Raw genomic sequence first — 19,292 nt, 5'->3', positions numbered from 1 at the left:
GCTTAATCGAATGAACGTAATCATACTACTTGCTCTGTTATCCTTTTTCTCATGCGAGGAAAAGCAGACGAATGATGGGAAGGTCCAAATCTCAGGAACTATAGAAAATGCACCTGCGGGAGCTGTGATACTATCTCAATTTACCGATAGTCGACCAAAAGTTTTGGATACCCTTCAGCTGGACGACAAAGGTAAGTTCAGTTATGAAGTAGCTGTGGATTCTCCAACTTTCTATGAGTTAAACCTTTACAGTCAAAAGTCTGTGAGATTAGCCCTATTTAAAGATGATGTAGAAGTTACTTACGATTTTTCTGAACCAGAAAGTCTAGCTATCAAAGGTTCCAAGGATAGCCAGGAAATGCTGAAAATCGAAAAACTGATGGAAGAATATCAGGCAAAAGTAAATGCACTCAATGAGGCTTATTACAAAGCAATGGGTGACAACAATACTGAAGAGATTAAAAAGATTCAAACTGATGCAATGGCATTAGAGAGTAACCAATCTACTGAAGTGAAGAAAGTTATTAATAGCATGGGCGATAGTTTTGCTTCATTAGCTGCAATCGGCTTATTGAATCCGAAAAATGAATTTCAGTTTATGGATAGTCTTGTTGCCAAACTCGACGAAAAGTATCCAGAGACAAAGACAATTATTCAACTTAAGCAGCAATTGGATGATATGAGGGCACTTTCTATGGGACAAATAGCTCCGGAAATTGAACTTCCAAATCCAGCTGGACAAACTGTAAAGCTGTCTGATCTTCGTGGTAAATATGTAATGATTGACTTCTGGGCTGCATGGTGCAAACCTTGTCGTGAAGAAAACCCAAATGTGGTAAAGCTTTACAATCAATATAAAGAAAAGGGTTTTGAAGTTTTCGGTGTTTCTTTAGACAGAGCCAAAGAAGATTGGGTAGAGGCTATAGCCGAGGATGGATTGACTTGGACACAAGTTTCCGACCTAAAGTATTTCAATTCTGTTGCGGCAGATCTTTACCAGATCGATGCAATCCCTGCGACATATCTGATTGACCCTGATGGGAAAATTATAGGAAAAGATCTACGCGGGCCAAGCTTAAGAGCCAAACTTGAGGAAATTTTTGACTAGAAAAAGCATTCACTAATATCCACAAAAAATCCTTCTGGAATTTCCAGAAGGATTTTTTGTGGATAAGTAAAACATGAAAGGAAGGAAGAAAAAGTACCAAACAGTCCTTCCTTTAAAAATCGTGTCATTGAAAAAGGAATAGCAAAAGTTGTTTATCACCCAAGACAAATCTACTGAAAAGATTCAAAAGAAAAACAATCTTAAAGCTATTCTTATTTAAATAAATATTAATTTTTCCTGAATTAGATTTAATATTCCTTGAAAATTAATAATTAATTGCGATATCAATTTTTAGCAATTTTCTCATAGCTCGCAATCACGCCCCTAACCATCGCAGAGCTGAATCCCTGATGCTCCATTTCATTTAATCCAACTATGGTGCAACCCTTCGGAGTAGTCACTTTGTCAATAGCAGCTTCCGGGTGGATATTTTTTTGAATCATAAGTTCGGCGGCGCCCTTTACCGTCTGGTTTACAATTTTACTTGCTGTGACCGAATCAAATCCAATTTGAATTCCTCCCTGAATCATTGCCCGCATAAATCTCAAAACATATGCAATTCCACATGCGCCTAATACGGTAGCTGCTTCCATTAGGCTTTCGTCGATAGGAATGGTAAAGCCTATTCCATCAAACAGTTCAGAAACCAACTTAATCTGATCAGGATTTGCATTTTGAGAGCAAATACATGTGACAGACTCTTGAATATCCGCAGCGATGTTTGGCATCGCACGGAATGCTATACTTGTAGGATCGATCACCTGATACATTTCCTCTAGCGATATTCCTGTAGCCAGAGATATGATTATCTGTTTCTTAGGATCGAGTGACGACTTGATTTCATTCAGAATAGGAGTGACGTTGTAGGGTTTGACACCCAGAATAACAATATCAGCATTTGCCGCAGCAGAGAGGTTATCACTTTGGATATTTGATCCTAATACAGCAAATCCACTTAAGCTATCCAAGTGTCTTTTTGTAAGTGTGAGATTTTTTGGATCAAAATCTTCCCGTCTTAAAAGTCCGTTTGCAATGGAAGCACCCAGATTGCCACAACCTATTATGGCTATTTTCATTTTCGAAATCATAGAAAATAATTATTTATTGGATTTATTAATTAAAGGTAAACAAATAGGCTGTTTATGTCAGAATTCACAGGACATAATGGATCTATAGTTTTTAACTTCAATAATAAAAAGCTATTTATTAGACAAAATTTTTTGACATTAAGTAAAGTTTGTTTTACATTTGGTAAAATAAATTTGACTTATAAATCGAGTATTAAGTGTATCATTCCACTTAGTAATTTTATAGATCATGCGATATTTCATTCAGCTGTCCAGAAAATTTAATCATATGAAAGAGAAATCAATTTTACATGTACCCTTACTTTCTCCAGCATGGAAGAAAGTTGCTTATCTGTTCTTTCCATTGCCGGTTTTACTAGTAATTGGAATGGCATTTTCCCAAATGGACATTAGTCCTAATGAATCCACTCAAGTGATTTATGGTTGCTGGGCAATAGGATTTGGCTTGTTAAATCTTTCCAGAGAAAAAGAGGAAGATGAAATGATTAAATCATTCCGGCTCCAAGCTTTCCAAACTGGGTCTTATTGGCTGATTTGGGGTGTTGCTGCTTTAATGCTGATAAATTACCTGCGTTTTGACAGAATAACCTCAGAGATTTTCACAGCTTACTTGGTTTTATTCCTACTGAATGCTTACGTCTATGCCGCATTTCAATACCAGAAGTTTATGGCAACCAAAGACTGATTCATATCAATATTTCTATGATTCTTTTGCATAGGTTTCACCAGGTTATAGCAGGTTTGGTTTTTTTAATTTCTATATGAAAAACTCTATTAAAGTAGAACGGGCACGACATAATATGACTCAGCAGGATTTGGCGGAAAAAGTAAGTGTGTCCAGACAAACTATCAACAGCATAGAGGCTGGGAAGTATGTGCCTTCAACAGTGTTAGCACTTAAGATTTCTAGGATCTTTTCGGTAAGTCTTGAAGAGATTTTTCAGTTGGAAGAAGGGGATTAATAGAAGCTTCCTTTGATAATTCTTGGGTATACATTCCCGCCCATTTTTAGAAAAAATTTCATAAAATAAATTATACCCGTTTTGAATAAATAAATGATAGTTTGATTTAGAAATTAGCTTTCTTGCGGGCAATTGTAATGTTTATGAAAAGACAAGTATTGCTATTGATCATTTTCATGGTCATTTCTCAAATCTCATATTCACAAATTAACATGGAAGATTCCACGGTCAGAACCATTGCCTATTGGAATCATAAAGAGATAAATACCTATCAAATATCTCTGGAATCTTTTGATCTTATCAATCAAGACACTAGCAATTGGAATAAGGTAAGTTACTTGGTAGATATGGAAATTTTGGATAGCACTGCAGCTAATTATGAGGTTTCCTGGACTTATAGAGAATTCACTTTTGATTTGGGAGAAAGAGATTCCACTTATCAATACTTTATCGATAAAATGCTGTCTATTACGGAGGGTTCCTTGGTGAAATTTAGAACAGATGAGTATGGTGCTTTTCAGCAAGTGACCAACGTCGAGGAAATAAGTGAGTTTTATAGAAAGGCTGGTGATACCCTCAAATTAATGTTTGGTAATATTCCGCAGATTGATGAAATGGTTGATCAAACTTTTAAAAACTATCGGAATAAAAATTCAATTGAAACCCAAAGCATCAAAGATATATTGCAGTTTCTTAATTTTCATGGCGCTGAATACAAACTTGGTGAGGAACTGTCCGGTGTGATAAATTCTGCAAATGTGCTTGGGAAGAATAGATTGGAAACCCAAGTAAACGTTTTGTTGGAGGAGATTTTTCCAGATGATAATGATTATAGAATAGTTTCAGTTTCAGAAGCTAATTCAGAACAATTGATTTCCGAGACTGAGTTGGTACTGAAAACTATGATGCCAAATGCCTCTGAGGAAGAAATCGACAAATTAATGTCTGAAGGTGGTGAACTTTCTAATACTATAGAAAATGTCTCTGTAATTCATGGTTGGGGTTGGCCAATTTTTTCGAAAGAAATAAGAATAGTTGGGTCTAACCAAAAAAATAAAGTCGAAATCAGAATAATTGAAATTATATAAAAGTCCACTTTGGAATACCATTTGCACTTTTTCCGCGATAGAAATTACAAAAGCTTTACCTTCGCTTTTTATATAGAATTCCTTTTTGATGCCAAAACTTATTCGAATCACCACTGTTCCAATTTCACTAAAATTATTGCTTGCCGGGCAAATTAAATTTTTGAGGGACCAAGGATGGGAAGTATTAATGGTGAGCGCTGACGGTAGAGAGCTTCCTCAAGTAATCAAAGCGGAAGGTTCTAAGCATGAAATTATTCCTTTTACCCGAAAAATTACACCTTTCCAGGATCTGAAATGTCTCTGGCAATTATATCAGTTGATTAAAAGAGAGAAACCGGAAATCGTGCATACACATACTCCAAAAGCCGGCCTGCTGGGTATGATTGCTGCGAAATTGGCAGGAGTGAGGATAAGAATCCACACACTTGCCGGCATTCCATACATGGTAGCAGAAGGGGGTAAAAGAGGGCTTTTGGAAAATATGGAAAAGCTTACCTATTCTTACGCGACACACGTATGGCCAAATTCCAATGGCCTGAAGAATTTTGTTATAGAAAATAAGCTATGTCCTCCGGATAAACTTACGGTGATTGGAAAGGGCTCATCAAATGGAGTGGACCTAAAAAAATTCAATAGAGAAGTATTGAAGGAAAATCACCTGGTTGCTGCTACTATGAGGATTCTTCCTGGAGAAGATGATTTCATTATTCTTTCTGTGGGTAGACTTGTGAAAGATAAAGGAATTCAGGAATTAGTCGATGCTTTTCTTAGCAGCAAAATAGTTGGTAAATCGAAGCTTGTATTACTTGGTAGTTTTGAGCAAGATCTCAATCCACTAGATCCCGAGACCATAAAAATTATAACGGACCATCCTAGAATTGTACAGATTGATTGGACTGATCATGTAGCACATTATCTTGCTTTGGCAGATGTGCTCGTGCATCCTTCTCACCGGGAAGGTTTCCCAAATGTGCTTTTGGAAGCTGGAGCGATGGAATTGCCAATCATTTGTTCGGATATTATTGGAAATACAGATATAATAACCCAACAAAAAACCGGATTGATCTTCCCTGTGAAAAACGTAGAGGTATTAAAAGAAGCAATGGAATTTGCTTATGTGAAGCGTGATAAAATGGCTGAGTTGGCAGCTAATCTATACAGGGAAATTATAGAAAATTACGATCGGGAAAAGATCCAGAGAGAGATTTTAGCTCAATACCAATTGATCCTTTCCGGATCAGATAGAGAGGAATAACTTATATTTGGTCAACAGAAAAACTGAATTTTTAACTTTGAAGCCGAACATGACTAGTGCGTCATTAATTGTTAAACTTGAGAGAATTCTTCTGATGGCTCTTAGATATCATGTACGCGACAAGGTCTGTATAAAAAATGAAAAATAGATGAAGTACCTAGTTACCGGAACTGCCGGATTTATTGGATTTCACGTTGCCCAAAAACTCTTGGAAAGAGGGGATGAGGTTGTGGGTTTGGATGTTATCAATGATTATTACGATGTCAATCTTAAATATGCACGATTATCCCATATGGGAATCAATCGTGATGAGGTACAGAAAGGTAAAGTCGTCCAATCGGGTAGTTTTAGTGGATATAGGTTTATTCAGCTGGATCTTTCGGTTAAAGATCCATTAATTGATCTTTTTTCACAAGAAAAATTCGATGTGGTGATTCATCTGGCTGCACAGGCTGGTGTTCGCTATTCTCTAACAAACCCTGAAGTTTACATCGACAGTAACATTGTGGCTTTCCTTAACATTCTGGAATGTTGCCGCTTTCATCCCGTAAAGCATTTGGTATATGCTTCTTCCAGCTCTGTATATGGATCAAATGAAAAGATGCCATTTTCCACATCAGATTCCGTGGATCACCCGGTCAGCCTGTACGCGGCTTCGAAAAAGTCAAATGAATTAATGGCTCATACCTACAGTCATCTTTTCAATATTCCTACTACGGGATTAAGATTTTTTACAGTTTATGGTCCGTGGGGAAGACCAGATATGGCATTGTTTCTGTTTACAGAAGCAATCTTAAAAGGCGAGCCGATTGATGTTTTTAATTACGGAAATATGAAACGTGACTTCACTTATATTGATGATATAGTGATGGGAGTGATAAAAGTAGCAGATAGACCAGCAAGCCCTAATGCTGATTTCGATGCTCAAAACCCCGATCCCGGAAGTTCCAATTCGCCGTACAAAGTATATAATATAGGAAATTCTTCTCCTGTTTTATTGATGGATTACATTCATGCTGTGGAGAAAGGTTTGGGCAAGGAAGCTAAAATGAATATGCTTCCATTGCAACCGGGAGATGTAATGGCTTCACATGCCGATGTTTCAGATTTGGTGAGGGACACCGGCTATAGACCTGATACATCCATAGAGCAAGGAGTAAAATCATTCACCGAGTGGTATTTAGAATATTATAAGAAATAAGATGGATAAATCAATTTTGATTACAGGTGGAGCCGGATTTATCGGTAGCCATGTTATAAAACTTTTCGTAGAAAAGTATCCTGAGTATAAGATAGTCAATTTAGATGCATTGACTTACGCAGGAAATCTAGAAAATCTCAAAGCAGTAGAAGGAGCTTCTAATTATATTTTTGAGAAGGCTGATATTCAAGACGCTGATGCTCTCACGGCTATTTTTGAAAAACATAATATCACAGACGTTATTCACTTGGCAGCAGAATCCCATGTGGATAGATCTATCACTGATCCACTGGCTTTTGTAAAAACCAATGTTTTCGGAACGGTGAATTTGCTAAATGCAGCAAAGGAATTCTGGAACGAGAATCTATCAGAACATCTTTTTTACCATGTGTCAACAGACGAAGTCTATGGCTCATTGCACGATGGGGGGTTCTTCTTGGAAGACACGCCATATGACCCACAATCACCTTACTCTGCATCAAAAGCATCTTCAGACCATTTTGTGCGTGCCTACGCTAATACATACAAAATGAAAACGGTAGTCTCGAACTGTTCTAACAATTACGGGCCAAATCATTTTCCGGAGAAACTGATTCCGCTTTGCATTCATAATATAAAAAACAATAAACCTCTTCCGGTTTATGGAAAGGGTGAGAATATCCGCGACTGGCTTTTTGTTAAAGACCACGCCAGAGCGATTGATACAGTTTTTCATAAAGGAAAAGAAGGTGAAACCTATAACATAGGCGGATTCAATGAGTGGAAAAACATCGATATCGTAAAGCTTCTTTGTGCTAAAATGGATGAAAAACTTGGTAGAACTCCTGGGACTTCCGAGAAGTTGATCACTTATGTAAAAGACCGCGCAGGTCATGACTTGCGCTATGCGATCGATGCTACCAAAATACAAAAAGAACTGGGCTGGGAGCCAAGTCTACAATTTGAAGAGGGAATAGAAATCACAATCGATTGGTATCTTAAAAATCAAGATTGGCTTGATGGTGTGACTTCTGGGGCATATCAGGAATATTATACTAAGCACTACGATAATTAAAATACCTATATAATAACATGGCACTGGACTTACTTACAGTGCCATTGTTTTTTACGGGTGGTTTGGGCTGATTTGCCATTTTGGTTTTCTTTGTAAAAACTTAATTACTATGCATATTAACTTGGTAAAGCCTTTTTACGGGCTTTTTCTTTTGATGGCTCTTAGTAGCGCCGCGATAGCTCAGACAGGCAGATTTCAGCAGGCTGCTAATTATCAAATGGACGTCGAGATGGACGTCAACACAAATCAATACACAGGAAATCAAGTATTGATTTACACAAACAATTCTCCGGATACGCTAGACAGGGTGTTCTATCACTTGTATTACAACGCCTTCCAGCCAGGAAGTATGATGGATGAGAGATCCAGAAGTATAGCTGACCCTGATCGAAGAGTTGGGGACCGGATTAGCAAATTGAAGCCTGATGAAATCGGTTACTTGAGAGTTAGTAGCCTGAAGATGAATGGTAAAGATTTAAAATACAGTGAAGTAGGTACTATTCTGGAGGTAGAACTTGCTGAACCGATATTGCCAAACTCCGAAGCTAAATTTGAAATGTCTTTTTCCGGACAAGTTCCAATTCAGATCAGAAGATCAGGACGAGATAGCGGAGAAGGTGTCAGATATTCCATGTCTCAGTGGTATCCTAAAATGTCCGAGTATGATGAACAAGGTTGGCATGCCAATCCATATATTGGAAGGGAGTTTTATGGTATTTGGGGTGATTTTGATGTGAAGATTACCATCGACAAAACTTATGTTCTTGGCGGAACTGGCTATTTGCAAAACCCGAATGAAATCGGCCATGGCTATGAGGACGAAGAAGCTAAAGTAACTCAGCCAAAAGGAGATAAGCTTACCTGGCATTTCAAAGCTCCAAAAGTTCACGATTTTATGTGGGCCGCAGATCCTAAGTATCGTCATGATAAAGTAGAAATGTCAAATGGTATTACTGTACACCATTTATATATTCCATCTCCCGATGTCATTGAAAACTGGGAAAAGCTAAAGGAATATACTCCTAAAGCGATTGAGTTTATGTCTAAGCATTTTGGTCAATACCCATATAAGCAATTCTCTGTCATTCAAGGAGGAGATGGAGGTATGGAATACCCAATGTCAACTTTGGTAACTGGGGGACGTAACTTAAACGGTCTTGTAGGAGTAATGGCTCATGAGCTAGCTCACAGCTGGTTCCAGGGGGTCTTAGCAACAAATGAAGCTCTTTACCCATGGATGGATGAAGGATTTACCAGCTATGCTTCCTCCCTTGCGATGTCAGAAATTTTCAGACCTAGTGAAGACCCTTTGAAAGGTTCCTATTCAGGATACTATAGATTAGTTTCTTCTAAGTTGGAGGAGCCTATGAGTACCCATTCAGATCATTACCATACAAATTCTGCCTACAGCTCTGCGGCTTACTCAAAAGGAGCAGTTTTCTTAGCCCAGTTGGGATATGTTATAGGAGATGAGGTTCGAGACCGAGGTATGCTGAGCTACTGGAACACCTGGGGTTTCAAACATCCAAATGTTAATGACTTTATCCGTGTGATGGAAAAGGAAAGTGGCTTGGAACTGGATTGGTATAAAGAATACTTCGTTTTCACCACCAAAACAATTGATTACGGAATCAAGGATGTTAAGGCAGATGGAGAAGGCACAGCAATTACACTAGAGCGCATAGGCTTGATGCCAATGCCAGTAGATTTAGTGATTACATATAAAGATGGAACTTCTGAAATGGTATATTTGCCTCTAGAGATAATGAGGGGAGAAAAAGCTCCGGAAACAAATGAACCAAACCGCATAATTTCTGAAGACTGGCCTTGGACAAATCTGACGAAGACAATTCGCCTCAACAAAAAATCTGATACAATCAAATCAATCGAGATTGATCCTAGTAAAAGACTAGCTGATATAAATCAGGAAAATAATAAAGTGGAGTATTAAGCTCCACTTGTAATCTTAGGTACATAAAAAAAGGTGACTGATCAGTCACCTTTTTTGTTGCTGGAATTATCCTGCATTTTTCTTGTCCTGAACTTCCTTGCGAATGTCCTGAGCCATGTTTTTCAAGTCTTGCATTCCTTTTCTTACTCGTGTACCAGCTGCCTGATTACCTTTTTCGTAGAACTTTTCAAAATCGTCTTTAAGAGAATTAACGAGTTCGCTTACTTCACTAAATTTGCTCATAGTAAAAGTGTTTTTTTTAGTTGTTGATAAGTTTATTGTAATTCAATATAGCCCAAATACTTGCTAATTCAATCCTGAGGGCATTTTTTTTGAATTTTTTTACTCACCAAACGAAATTGCTAATTCAGAATTCTTATAGAATCCACTGGTCAGTTTTTCTTTTATTGCAGCAAATGCAGTAATGGTTTCTTCCACATCTTCGATGGTGTGCACAGCCGTAGGAATTAATCTCAAGATAATCATTCCTTTAGGTACTACTGGGTAGATAACTACAGAACAGAAGATGCCATAATTTTCTCTTAAATCTTTGGTCAGTGCCGCTGCTTCGCCTACAGTTCCATTAAGTACTACTGGGGTGACAGGGGAGTTGGATTTTCCTGTGCTAAACCCGTTGTCATGAAGTCCTTTGCGCAGAGCTTCCACGATTTTCCAGAGATTATCTTTTAGTTCAGGCTGATTTTTCAGCAGCTCAAGACGCTTCAAGGCACCAGCTACCAACAACATTGGAAGTGATTTAGCAAAGATCTGAGAACGCATGTTATATCTCAAATACAGGATTACCTCTGGATCTCCCGCGATGAACGCTCCGATGCTTGCCATAGACTTCGCAAAAGTTGAGAAGTAAAGATCCACTTCATCCTGTACACCTTGCTCTTCGTCTGTACCTGCACCTGTTTTTCCCAAAGTACCGAAACCATGTGCATCGTCAATAAGTAGTCTGAAGTCAAACTTCTTCTTCAATGCAACGATTTCTTTTAATTTACCTTGATCACCAGTCATACCGAATACACCTTCTGTAATCACAAGTATTCCGCCGCCGGTTTCATGGGCAAGTTTGGTTGCTCTCTCAAGTTGCTTTTCGCAGTTTTCTATGTCATTATGAGGGAAAACATAGCGCTTACCCAAGTGCATTCTCAATGCATCAATGATACAAGCATGGCATTCGGAATCATAGACAACTACATCTTTTCTATCAAGGAGTGAATCGATGACAGACATAATTCCTTGGTAACCGTAATTCAATAAATAGGCTTTCTTTTTATTGACAAAGGCTGCTAATTCATCCTCTAGCTGTTCGTGTAGGCTGGTCTGCCCTGACATCATACGTGCACCCATAGGATAGGCGGCGCCATATTGGGCAGCAGCATCAGCATCAGCTTTACGTACTTCAGGATGATTTGCTAGGCCTAGGTAATTATTCAAACTCCAGGTTAGAACATCCTTCCCCTGAAATTTCATTCTTGGAGCAATTTCCCCTTCTAATTTTGGAAAGGAGAAATAGCCGTCTGCAAACTCGGAGTGTTTGCCCAAAGGGCCCATGTTCATTTTTAATTTTGCAAATAGATCCAAAGCTTTTCGAATTTAAGTGATATTGGATTTAATGATCTGTTCATTAAAATCCGACAAAAATAAAACTTAAATGCCTGCCAAGCAAAAAACGACGCTGAAACAAACGATTCTTAACAAAGCTCAGAATATTTTCTTTATTTAGCCAAAACCCAAAATTTTAGCTTTTAATACCAACTATAATGTCGAAAATCAATAAAATACTAGTTGCGAATAGGGGAGAGATTAGCTTACGTATCATGCGGACAGCCAAGGAAATGGGCATTGCCACAGTAGCAGTTTATAGTGAGGCAGATAGACTTTCGCCACATGTACTTTTCGCTGATGAAGCAGTTTGCCTAGGACCTCCAGCATCATCAAAGTCATACTTATTGGGGGATAAAATCATTGCTGTGTGTAAGGAACTGGGAGTGGATGCAATACATCCAGGATATGGGTTTCTTTCGGAAAATGCGGATTTTGCAAGAAAAGTAAAGTCTGCTGACCTGATATTTATCGGACCAGCTCCTGATTCGATTGAGGTGATGGGGTCTAAACTTGCCGCTAAACAGGCAGTGTCAAAATATGATATTCCGTTAGTTCCAGGTACCGAAGAGGCTATTTCTGATATCCCGATGGCAAAAGAAAGAGCCGCTGAAATTGGTTATCCGATTTTAATCAAGGCTAGTGCCGGAGGTGGTGGAAAAGGGATGCGAATAGTGGAGAATGAATCTGAATTTGAAGAACAAATGCAGCGCGCTGTCAGTGAGGCCCAATCTTCTTTTGGTGATAGTGCTGTGTTTATAGAAAAGTACATCTGCTCTCCGAGGCATATTGAGATTCAAGTACTGGGCGATCAGCAGGGAAATATCGTTTACTTGTTTGAGCGGGAATGTTCCATTCAACGAAGACATCAGAAAGTAATTGAAGAAGCCCCATCTGCAGTTGTTTCACCAGAGATGAGAAAAGCCATGGGAGAGGCGGCAGTGGGTGTAGCGAAAGCATGTGGTTATTATGGAGCAGGGACCGTGGAATTCATAGTCGATGCGGATTTAAATTTCTTTTTTCTGGAAATGAATACCCGGCTTCAAGTGGAACATCCTGTAACCGAGATGATCACTGGAAAGGATCTTGTTCGGGAACAAATATTAATAGCTGAAGGAAACCCGCTTTCTTTTACCCAAGACGAATTGAAGATCAGTGGACATGCGCTGGAAGTCCGGGTATATGCGGAGGACCCGAGAAATAATTTCTTGCCGGACATAGGGAGGCTCGAGACTTACAGACGTCCTCAGGGGCCGGGCATTCGGGTGGATGATGGATTTGAAGAAGGAATGGACATTCCTATCTATTATGATCCCATGATTGCGAAACTGATCACTTACGCAGAAAACAGAAATGCTGCAATCGGCAAGATGGTTCGAGCAATTGAAGATTATAAGATTGTAGGAATTCAGACTACACTTGATTTTTGCAAATTTGCTATCACGCATGAAGCTTTTGTCAGCGGAGCTTTTGATACCAAATTTGTGGAGAATTACTTTAAGCCTGAGATTCTCAACGAGGAGATTAATGATTTTGAGATGGAATTGTTGTCTGCCTTGGCAGTTGAGTTTTTCTCCAAAAATAAGCCTGCGAGCAACCTAAAAGCTGAATCAACTTTTCGAAAGCCTTCCGCTTGGAAAAACAGACTTCTCTAGAATGGCCGAGATATTACCTTTAAAAGCTTGGAGATATGCAGATGCTTTGTCTCCTAAAATAGAAGAATTAACAGCCCCACTATTTGATGTAGTGTCAGCCCGGCAAAGACAATTACTCTATGAAAACCCATTGAATAGCATACATCTTTCTGTTCCCAAAGGAGAAAACCCTTCACAAAAAGCTCTTGAAACACTCAAAAGCTGGAAAGCTGAAGGGGTTATCCAGCAGGATGAGCAGCCTGGAATCTATGTGTATTACCAATATTTTCGTGTCCCAGGAGAGCGTGATGAGCGTTGCAGAAAAGGGTTTATAGCACAGATCAAAGCCTACGAATGGAATGAGCAGGTTATCCTAAGGCATGAAAACACGATCGTATCTGCCGTGAATGACAGGATCGATCTTCTGAAAGCTACAGAAATACAGGCCAGTCCAACCCATGGTTTGTATGAAGATCCAGATGAGCAACTCGAACAATTTATGGATGACGCCATATCTAAGCCCTTATATGAGCTAGAGGATTACCAAGGGGTCCGTGAGGTATTGGCAGTCATTCGAGAACCTGAAATTATCAGTCATTTTTTGAAGGTTTTAAAAGGTAAACAAGTGATCCTCGCTGATGGTCATCACAGACTCGAAGGAGCCATAGAATACAGGAAATTGATGAGAGGAGAGCTACCAAATGAGAGATGGAAAGGCTTTGATTATCATTTGATGTACCTAACAAATACCAGCGGTAATCACCTGAAAATACTTCCGACTCACCGCTTATTTTATGGGTTGAAACTTTCTCCATCTTCCTTTTTGGAAGCGATCAAAAAATGGTTTGCTGTGAAAAAATTTGCTGATCCCGAAGAATTGGGTGCTTATGCTTTTCACAAACCTCATACCTTTGGGTTAGTAATAGGAGAGGAGAGCTACACTTTACATTTGAAGGAAGAGTTGATTGATCGGATTAACCTTCACTTGCCAGAGAGTATTAGAAAGCTGGATTTGGCAGTGCTACATGAGGTGCTATTTGATAGGATTTTAAGTATTCCTGTAGCTGATCAGAGGAATTCAGATCAGATCGTGTATGAGAGAAATTTCTCCAGGTGTATTCAGGAAGTTCGTACTGGAAATGCAAGTTTTGCTTTAATTACTCGCGAACTAGAACTTGAGCAGGTGCTTGAAGTGTGCAGAAGCGGAGAAGTGATGCCTCAGAAATCCACCTATTTCTATCCAAAGGCGTTAGGCGGATTGCTTTTCGCCAGTATTAAACAAGATGAATTCGAATTCGATTATGGAGCCTTTATTGAGCAATCTGAGGGATAAAAAAATTATACTTGCCTCTAATTCTCCTCGGAGACAAGAGCTGTTAAAGGGCTTAGAGATACAATTTGAAGTACGGGTAAATTCTGTTGATGAAACTATCCCAAAGGATATTCAGCCAGAATATGTTGCTGCTTATTTATCTAAACTGAAATCCGAATCTTTTCCGGGAGAGTTAGCTGATGGAGAAATCCTGATAACTTCCGATACGGTGGTGATTGCGGACGGCCATGTTTTGGGAAAACCAACTACAAAAGAGGATGCCTTTGACATGCTGAAAAGCCTTTCTGGATCCACACATTCCGTGATGACGGCTGTTACATTTAGAGATAGAAAAAGACAAATTACGCTTGAGGATGAAACAATCGTGACATTCCGCTTTCTGGAAGAGGAAGAAATCTGGCATTACATCCATCACTATAAGCCTATGGATAAAGCAGGAGCTTACGGAATTCAGGAGTGGATTGGTTATATGGGAGTGGAGAAGATTGAAGGTTCATATTACAATGTGATGGGTTTTCCTCTACACTTGGTGTATTCACAGTTGAAAAAATGGTAATTGATTATCTAGCTATTGAGAGGAAAAAGCCCTGAGAATTAATTATTCTCAGGGCTTTTTAGTCAATAGAAATTTTTCAATTCCTTACCTATTTAGTCTTTTTTGGCGGCAGTTATTTTACCATCCACAGAAGTTACTTTATCACCTTCCTTAAGGTCTTTGCTCACTACAAAGTAAGGCCCAGAGATGATTTGATCACCTTCAGCCAGTCCTTCCAGTACTTCGATATTTTGGAAATCAGAAATTCCTGTCTTGATTTCTTTAAGTTTTGCAACTCCACCTTCGTTTACAAAGACTAGCTCTTTAGAGCGGGTAGTACCAGCCACTAAAGTGTCTTGCTTATGTTCTCTTGTAGTCACAGCAGCCAAAGGAACAGAAAGAGCATCGTTTTTAGTATTTGTGAGGATTTCCACAGAAGCGGTCATTCCCGGACGGAATGGATATTTCTTGCCTTCATCCACTAAGTCTTGATAGGAGTCATTTAAAATTCTGATTTTCACTTTGAACTCCGTCACAGCATCCGCAGAAGCTTTCTCATTGGCAGTATTTGCTATACTTGTAACCACCCCTTTGAAAGTTTTACCAGTATAAGCGTAAGAATCCACGTCAATAATCGTGGTGTCTCCTAAGCTTAATCTTACAATATCATTTTCATTGACATCTACGCGAACTTCCATTTTAGATAGATCTGCAATAGTCAGCATTTCAGTTCCTGCCATCTGTTGAGTTCCCACCACACGTTCACCTTGTTCTACCAAAAGATTGGAAACAATCCCGCTCACTGGAGAGTAAACATTCGTCAATCTCAGATTTTCAGAAGCTTCATCTACGGAAGCCTGAGAACTTTTTACAACAAATTCAGCCGCACGTACACTCTGCTTTGCAGCTTCCAAATCTTTTTGACTGGTGATGTAATCTGCCTGTGCTTGCTCAAAATCTGCATCAGAAATAGCTTTCGACTCATAAAGTGTTTTCTGTCTTTTAAAATTTTGTTCAGCTTGAGTGAACTGGGCTTCTGATCGCTGCAATGCGGCACGTGATTGTGATAAATTAGCCTCCTGCTGACTAAAATTAGCCTTTGTTCTATCCAAGGCAGAGATAAAATTGTCAGGTCGGATTTTCACAAGTAGCATTCCAGATGCTACAGAGTCTCCCTCTTTTACATTTAGAGTGATAATTTCACCGGCAACATCGGGACTTAGATTTACTTCTACTTCCGGTTGAATTTCCCCGGAGGCGCTTACTTTCTCAATGATAGGCACTCTTTTTACCGTAGTGACTTCAACTTGAGTTTCCTTTTCACCACCTACCCATCCGGCATTACGGGCAATCACCGCAAAAATAATGAGTACTACAATACCTCCTAAGAGGTAATACAAAAGCTTATTCGATTTCTTATTTGCCATGGTTTAATTAAGGTTAATAGGATTACCCAAGTAAAAATCAAGAACTTTTACTCTGAAAATATAAGTGTATTTAGCGTTTAGCAAATTTGCTTGTGCATTGAAAAGATTGTTTTGTGCTACTTGAAAATCTACTGAATTTATTGCCCCTAGATCAAAGCGTTGCTGCGCAATACGAAAAGTCTCGTTTAAACTTTCTACCTGAACTAATGATGATTCGTAAGTCAGTTGTGCTGCAAGAGCGCTATTATAAGCAGTTTCGATATCATTTCTCAACTGATTTTCAGCTTCCAATGCGGCCACCTCACTGATTTGCTTTTGAACTCTTGCACGCTGAACGTTTGCTTTATTATTTAATCTGGAAAATAGTGGGATGCTTAACTGAAGATTTACTGCCTCAGATAAGTTATTGTCTAACTGCTGGCCAAAAGAAGGTCTATCTGTCCCATATACCTGATCCACATAATTGGAAAAAATATTAGCACCAATTCCCAGTGTAGGATAATATCCTCCCTTAGCAAGCTTTTCACCATATTCAGCACTTAGAACATTAGCTTTTGCCGCTTTTATTTCTGGCATAATTTCTACAGCTACCCCATAAATATCTTTTGGAGTTTCAGTCGCCATCAATAATTCATTGATTTCAAACTCAGGCTCAATTACTGAGAATTCCGGTGTATAGGGAATCTGTAATGCTTGCGCAAGATTTAACTTGGCAATGTTATAGTCGTTTCTGGCATTGATAAGGTTAACCTCGTTTGTAGCATTTTGCGCTTGGATATCCAATTGATCAGAATAAGGCAATGATCCTGCGTCTACCAACTTGGTAGTTCTTGTTAATTGATCTTTGGTGCTACCTAATTGATTTTCAGCCACATTTACTTGTTCCCTGTTGTAAACAACATTTATAAATAAGTTAATGGTATTTAGTATAATGTCATTTTTTGTGGCCTCAATATTATATAAGCCGGCTTCCAGATCTACTTTGGATTGCTTGATCGAATTATTGATTTGGTTTCCCGCAAAAATTGTTGCATTTGATGAGGCAGAGACATTTATATTACCAATCCTCGCAGTTTCAAACAAGTTAGTTACAGGGTTAATTGATCTACCCCATCTATAGCCAGAGCTTGCTCCAGCAGAAAGATTTGGATATCTGGATCCCTGATTTTGGATGAGAGTTGCTTCGTTGGTTAATTGGTTTAATTCACTTCTTTTTAGCGTAAGGTTGTTTTCTAAAGCAATTGCAACTGCAGTTTCCAGATCGATAGGTCCAGAGGGAATAGCTGTTTCTTGAGCAAAAGTTGAAAAACCAATCCCAGTCGCTAAAGCGAATCCTAGTAGGAATTTTCTCATAGTATAATTAAAGGTCAATGTCAGGTATATAAATTAATTCTGTAATCCAGGATAAAGATTTAAGGTACTTTAAAGTAATTTCTTTTATTCCGGAGTCCATTTCAATAACATGGCATGCTAGGTCATTTTTGCCTTTTCTGGATACCGACATGGTCGCAATGTTTGCTTTTTCCTGTGCGATCACCGCTGAAATAAAAGCAATAGCCCCAGAAATATCCTCCGCCTTAATAATAAGTGTGTGATCTGCTGCAGAAAAATTGGCGACAAAACCATCCACTTCTGAGATATTTATTATTCCACCACCCAGACTTTCTCCAACTACTTCCACAGATCGCTCACCTTTTCTGAGATTAAGTTTTATGGTATTTGGGTGATGTATGGATGAATTACCAATTGATTTAAACCTGTATACAAATTCTTTTTCCTTCGCAATTTCAAGGGCATTTTTAATGTTTGCATCATCAGTCTTGAAATCCATCAAACCTCCGATAATAGCCCGATCACTGCCATGCCCTTCATAGGTTCTTGCAAAAGAATTGTAAAAAGTAATGGAGGCATCATCTGGTATACCGCCCAATACACGGATAGCAGCTCTAGCAATTCTAACAACTCCCGCAGTATGGGAAGAAGATGGGCCTATCATTATTGGTCCGATCATATCAAAAACGCTACTTTTATTTGCCATCTGCCCCCAATGTTCCAATTTTAATGCTAAGGTAAAATCCTCCTTATGAATTCATGCAAAATTTCATATTTATTGTAGAGAATGCCATGTAAATGGTGTCATGTTTATATAGTTTAACATTTTCTTAATTTGACAAATCGGAGATATGACCGATTATGAACAGTTTTATGAACGAAATCGAAACATTCTTTCAAAAATCATCCTCAGACGAAACTTGGTTCTTAGATGACCACATCAAACTACCAAACCGAGCCATGAACTACGGTGATGGGTTGTTTGAAACAATGGTCTGGAACAATGGGGAAATTAGGTTTTTAGATAAACATGTGGATAGAATTTTGTCAGGGATGAAAGTTTTGGGATTGGACTCTAATTCTATCAATCCTGATAAATTAGTGTCATCATTTAGTGAAAAATTTCCAACGCAAAAAAAACGAATTCGATGGAGTGTTTTCAGAGCTGGAGCTGGTAAGTACACTCCTGAGATTTCCGAGGTAAATCAAACTCTGCAAATTTCCGATTTCAGTCCTGCAGCAATTCTGAAAGTGAAAGTGGGAGTTTCGAAGGAAATAAAATTATTTCCAACTCCATGGTCCGGCTTCAAATCACTCAATGCCTTACCCTATGTTTTGGCAAACCAAGAAAGAAAAAATAGAGGATTGGATGAAATAATTTTGCTCGATTATAGGGGGTTTGTATCTGAAGCAAGTGCTTCTAATATCTTTTGGATTCGGGATGAGGTGATCTACACTCCAGCTTTAAGTTGTAGTTGTATTAATGGAGTGAGCCGTCAGATGATTCTAGAACATTTGTCTATCAAAAATATTCCTTTTTCCGAAGGGGAGTTTCCAGTATCAGAATTACAAAATGCTGAGCAGGTTTTTGTGAGTAACTGCACGGGCATCAGTTATTTGGAAAGTTTTGTGGGAACGAAATTTACTACTGAACCATTGTCGGTTTTAAAAGAAATTTTTGAATGATTTTTAAATAGGTATTTTTTATTA

18 protein-coding genes are annotated in these 19,292 nt (G+C 38.7%); 12 read left to right on the top strand and 6 right to left on the bottom strand.

Features of this window, described 5'->3' with window-relative positions; all coding sequences use genetic code 11:
* The first annotated feature begins 10 nt into the window (after positions 1-10).
* Positions 11-1,108: a TlpA disulfide reductase family protein gene (locus tag AACZ73_RS16380; protein WP_339879501.1), complete on the top strand. Its 1,098-nt coding sequence runs from the start codon at positions 11-13 to the stop codon at positions 1,106-1,108.
* Between the two features lie 284 nt (positions 1,109-1,392).
* On the opposite strand, the gene proC is transcribed toward AACZ73_RS16380, so the two are convergent.
* A complete protein-coding gene (proC, locus tag AACZ73_RS16375) occupies positions 1,393-2,196 on the bottom strand; it encodes a pyrroline-5-carboxylate reductase (RefSeq protein ID WP_339879500.1) in 804 nt (267 codons plus the stop codon).
* A gap of 268 nt (positions 2,197-2,464) precedes the next feature.
* Here proC and AACZ73_RS16370 point away from each other — a divergent pair, with 268 nt between their 5' ends.
* The 7 genes from AACZ73_RS16370 to AACZ73_RS16340 all read left to right on the top strand — a co-directional run bounded on the left by AACZ73_RS16370 (position 2,465) and on the right by AACZ73_RS16340 (position 9,707).
* The gene (locus AACZ73_RS16370; protein WP_339879498.1) at positions 2,465-2,881 is read left to right on the top strand and encodes a hypothetical protein; all 417 of its coding nucleotides are present in this window, start codon (positions 2,465-2,467) and stop codon (positions 2,879-2,881) included.
* Positions 2,882-2,957: 76 nt separating this feature from the next.
* Complete coding sequence (locus AACZ73_RS16365) at positions 2,958-3,158, top strand: helix-turn-helix transcriptional regulator (protein WP_339879495.1); 201 nt, start codon at positions 2,958-2,960, stop codon at positions 3,156-3,158.
* A 143-nt stretch (positions 3,159-3,301) separates the two neighbouring features.
* Positions 3,302-4,246 (top strand): hypothetical protein, encoded by a 945-nt coding sequence (locus AACZ73_RS16360; RefSeq protein ID WP_339879493.1) that lies wholly within the window; start codon positions 3,302-3,304, stop codon positions 4,244-4,246.
* Positions 4,247-4,334: 88 nt separating this feature from the next.
* Positions 4,335-5,501 carry a glycosyltransferase family 4 protein gene (locus AACZ73_RS16355; protein ID WP_339879491.1) on the top strand — a complete coding sequence of 389 codons (1,167 nt, stop codon included), beginning with the start codon at positions 4,335-4,337 and terminating at the stop codon, positions 5,499-5,501.
* 148 nt (positions 5,502-5,649) lie between these two features.
* A complete protein-coding gene (locus AACZ73_RS16350; RefSeq protein ID WP_339879489.1) occupies positions 5,650-6,702 on the top strand; it encodes an NAD-dependent epimerase in 1,053 nt (350 codons plus the stop codon).
* Between the two features lies 1 nt (position 6,703).
* Positions 6,704-7,756 (top strand): dTDP-glucose 4,6-dehydratase, encoded by a 1,053-nt coding sequence (rfbB, locus tag AACZ73_RS16345; protein WP_339879488.1) that lies wholly within the window; start codon positions 6,704-6,706, stop codon positions 7,754-7,756.
* A gap of 109 nt (positions 7,757-7,865) precedes the next feature.
* Entirely contained in the window at positions 7,866-9,707 is a 1,842-nt protein-coding gene (locus AACZ73_RS16340; protein ID WP_339879485.1) for a M1 family metallopeptidase, read from the top strand.
* 66 nt (positions 9,708-9,773) lie between these two features.
* On the opposite strand, the gene AACZ73_RS16335 is transcribed toward AACZ73_RS16340, so the two are convergent.
* Both AACZ73_RS16335 and AACZ73_RS16330 read right to left on the bottom strand, forming a co-directional pair.
* Positions 9,774-9,950 carry a histone H1 gene (locus AACZ73_RS16335; protein ID WP_339879484.1) on the bottom strand — a complete coding sequence of 59 codons (177 nt, stop codon included), beginning with the start codon at positions 9,948-9,950 and terminating at the stop codon, positions 9,774-9,776.
* A 99-nt stretch (positions 9,951-10,049) separates the two neighbouring features.
* On the bottom strand, positions 10,050-11,300 hold the full coding sequence (locus AACZ73_RS16330) for an aminotransferase class I/II-fold pyridoxal phosphate-dependent enzyme (protein WP_339879482.1): 1,251 nt from the start codon (positions 11,298-11,300) through the stop codon (positions 10,050-10,052).
* Positions 11,301-11,479: 179 nt separating this feature from the next.
* Here AACZ73_RS16330 and AACZ73_RS16325 point away from each other — a divergent pair, with 179 nt between their 5' ends.
* Genes AACZ73_RS16325 through AACZ73_RS16315 form a run of 3 tightly spaced genes read left to right on the top strand, consistent with a single transcriptional unit; the run spans position 11,480 to position 14,844 of the window.
* Complete coding sequence (locus AACZ73_RS16325; RefSeq protein WP_339879480.1) at positions 11,480-12,976, top strand: acetyl-CoA carboxylase biotin carboxylase subunit; 1,497 nt, start codon at positions 11,480-11,482, stop codon at positions 12,974-12,976.
* Position 12,977: 1 nt separating this feature from the next.
* Positions 12,978-14,288 (top strand): DUF1015 domain-containing protein, encoded by a 1,311-nt coding sequence (locus tag AACZ73_RS16320; RefSeq protein WP_339879478.1) that lies wholly within the window; start codon positions 12,978-12,980, stop codon positions 14,286-14,288.
* On the top strand, positions 14,257-14,844 hold the full coding sequence (locus AACZ73_RS16315; protein ID WP_339879477.1) for a Maf family nucleotide pyrophosphatase: 588 nt from the start codon (positions 14,257-14,259) through the stop codon (positions 14,842-14,844). The genes AACZ73_RS16320 and AACZ73_RS16315 overlap by 32 nt, the downstream gene beginning before the upstream one ends.
* A 92-nt stretch (positions 14,845-14,936) precedes the next feature.
* On the opposite strand, the gene AACZ73_RS16310 is transcribed toward AACZ73_RS16315, so the two are convergent.
* The 3 genes from AACZ73_RS16310 to sdaAB are packed head-to-tail and all read right to left on the bottom strand — an operon-like array spanning position 14,937 to position 18,288.
* Positions 14,937-16,250: an efflux RND transporter periplasmic adaptor subunit gene (locus AACZ73_RS16310; RefSeq protein WP_339879476.1), complete on the bottom strand. Its 1,314-nt coding sequence runs from the start codon at positions 16,248-16,250 to the stop codon at positions 14,937-14,939.
* A 3-nt stretch (positions 16,251-16,253) separates the two neighbouring features.
* The gene (locus AACZ73_RS16305; RefSeq protein ID WP_339879474.1) at positions 16,254-17,603 is read right to left on the bottom strand and encodes a TolC family protein; all 1,350 of its coding nucleotides are present in this window, start codon (positions 17,601-17,603) and stop codon (positions 16,254-16,256) included.
* 7 nt (positions 17,604-17,610) lie between these two features.
* Positions 17,611-18,288 carry an L-serine ammonia-lyase, iron-sulfur-dependent subunit beta gene (sdaAB, locus tag AACZ73_RS16300; protein ID WP_339879473.1) on the bottom strand — a complete coding sequence of 226 codons (678 nt, stop codon included), beginning with the start codon at positions 18,286-18,288 and terminating at the stop codon, positions 17,611-17,613.
* Positions 18,289-18,455: 167 nt separating this feature from the next.
* Between sdaAB and AACZ73_RS16295 the strand changes: the two genes are divergently transcribed.
* On the top strand, positions 18,456-19,268 hold the full coding sequence (locus tag AACZ73_RS16295; protein WP_339879471.1) for an aminotransferase class IV: 813 nt from the start codon (positions 18,456-18,458) through the stop codon (positions 19,266-19,268).
* Positions 19,269-19,292: the final 24 nt, after the last annotated feature.

It is taken from the genome of uncultured Algoriphagus sp. (genome assembly GCF_963974835.1).
Lineage (GTDB): Bacteria > Bacteroidota > Bacteroidia > Cytophagales > Cyclobacteriaceae > Algoriphagus.
This window is presented reverse-complemented; position numbering and strand designations above follow the sequence as displayed.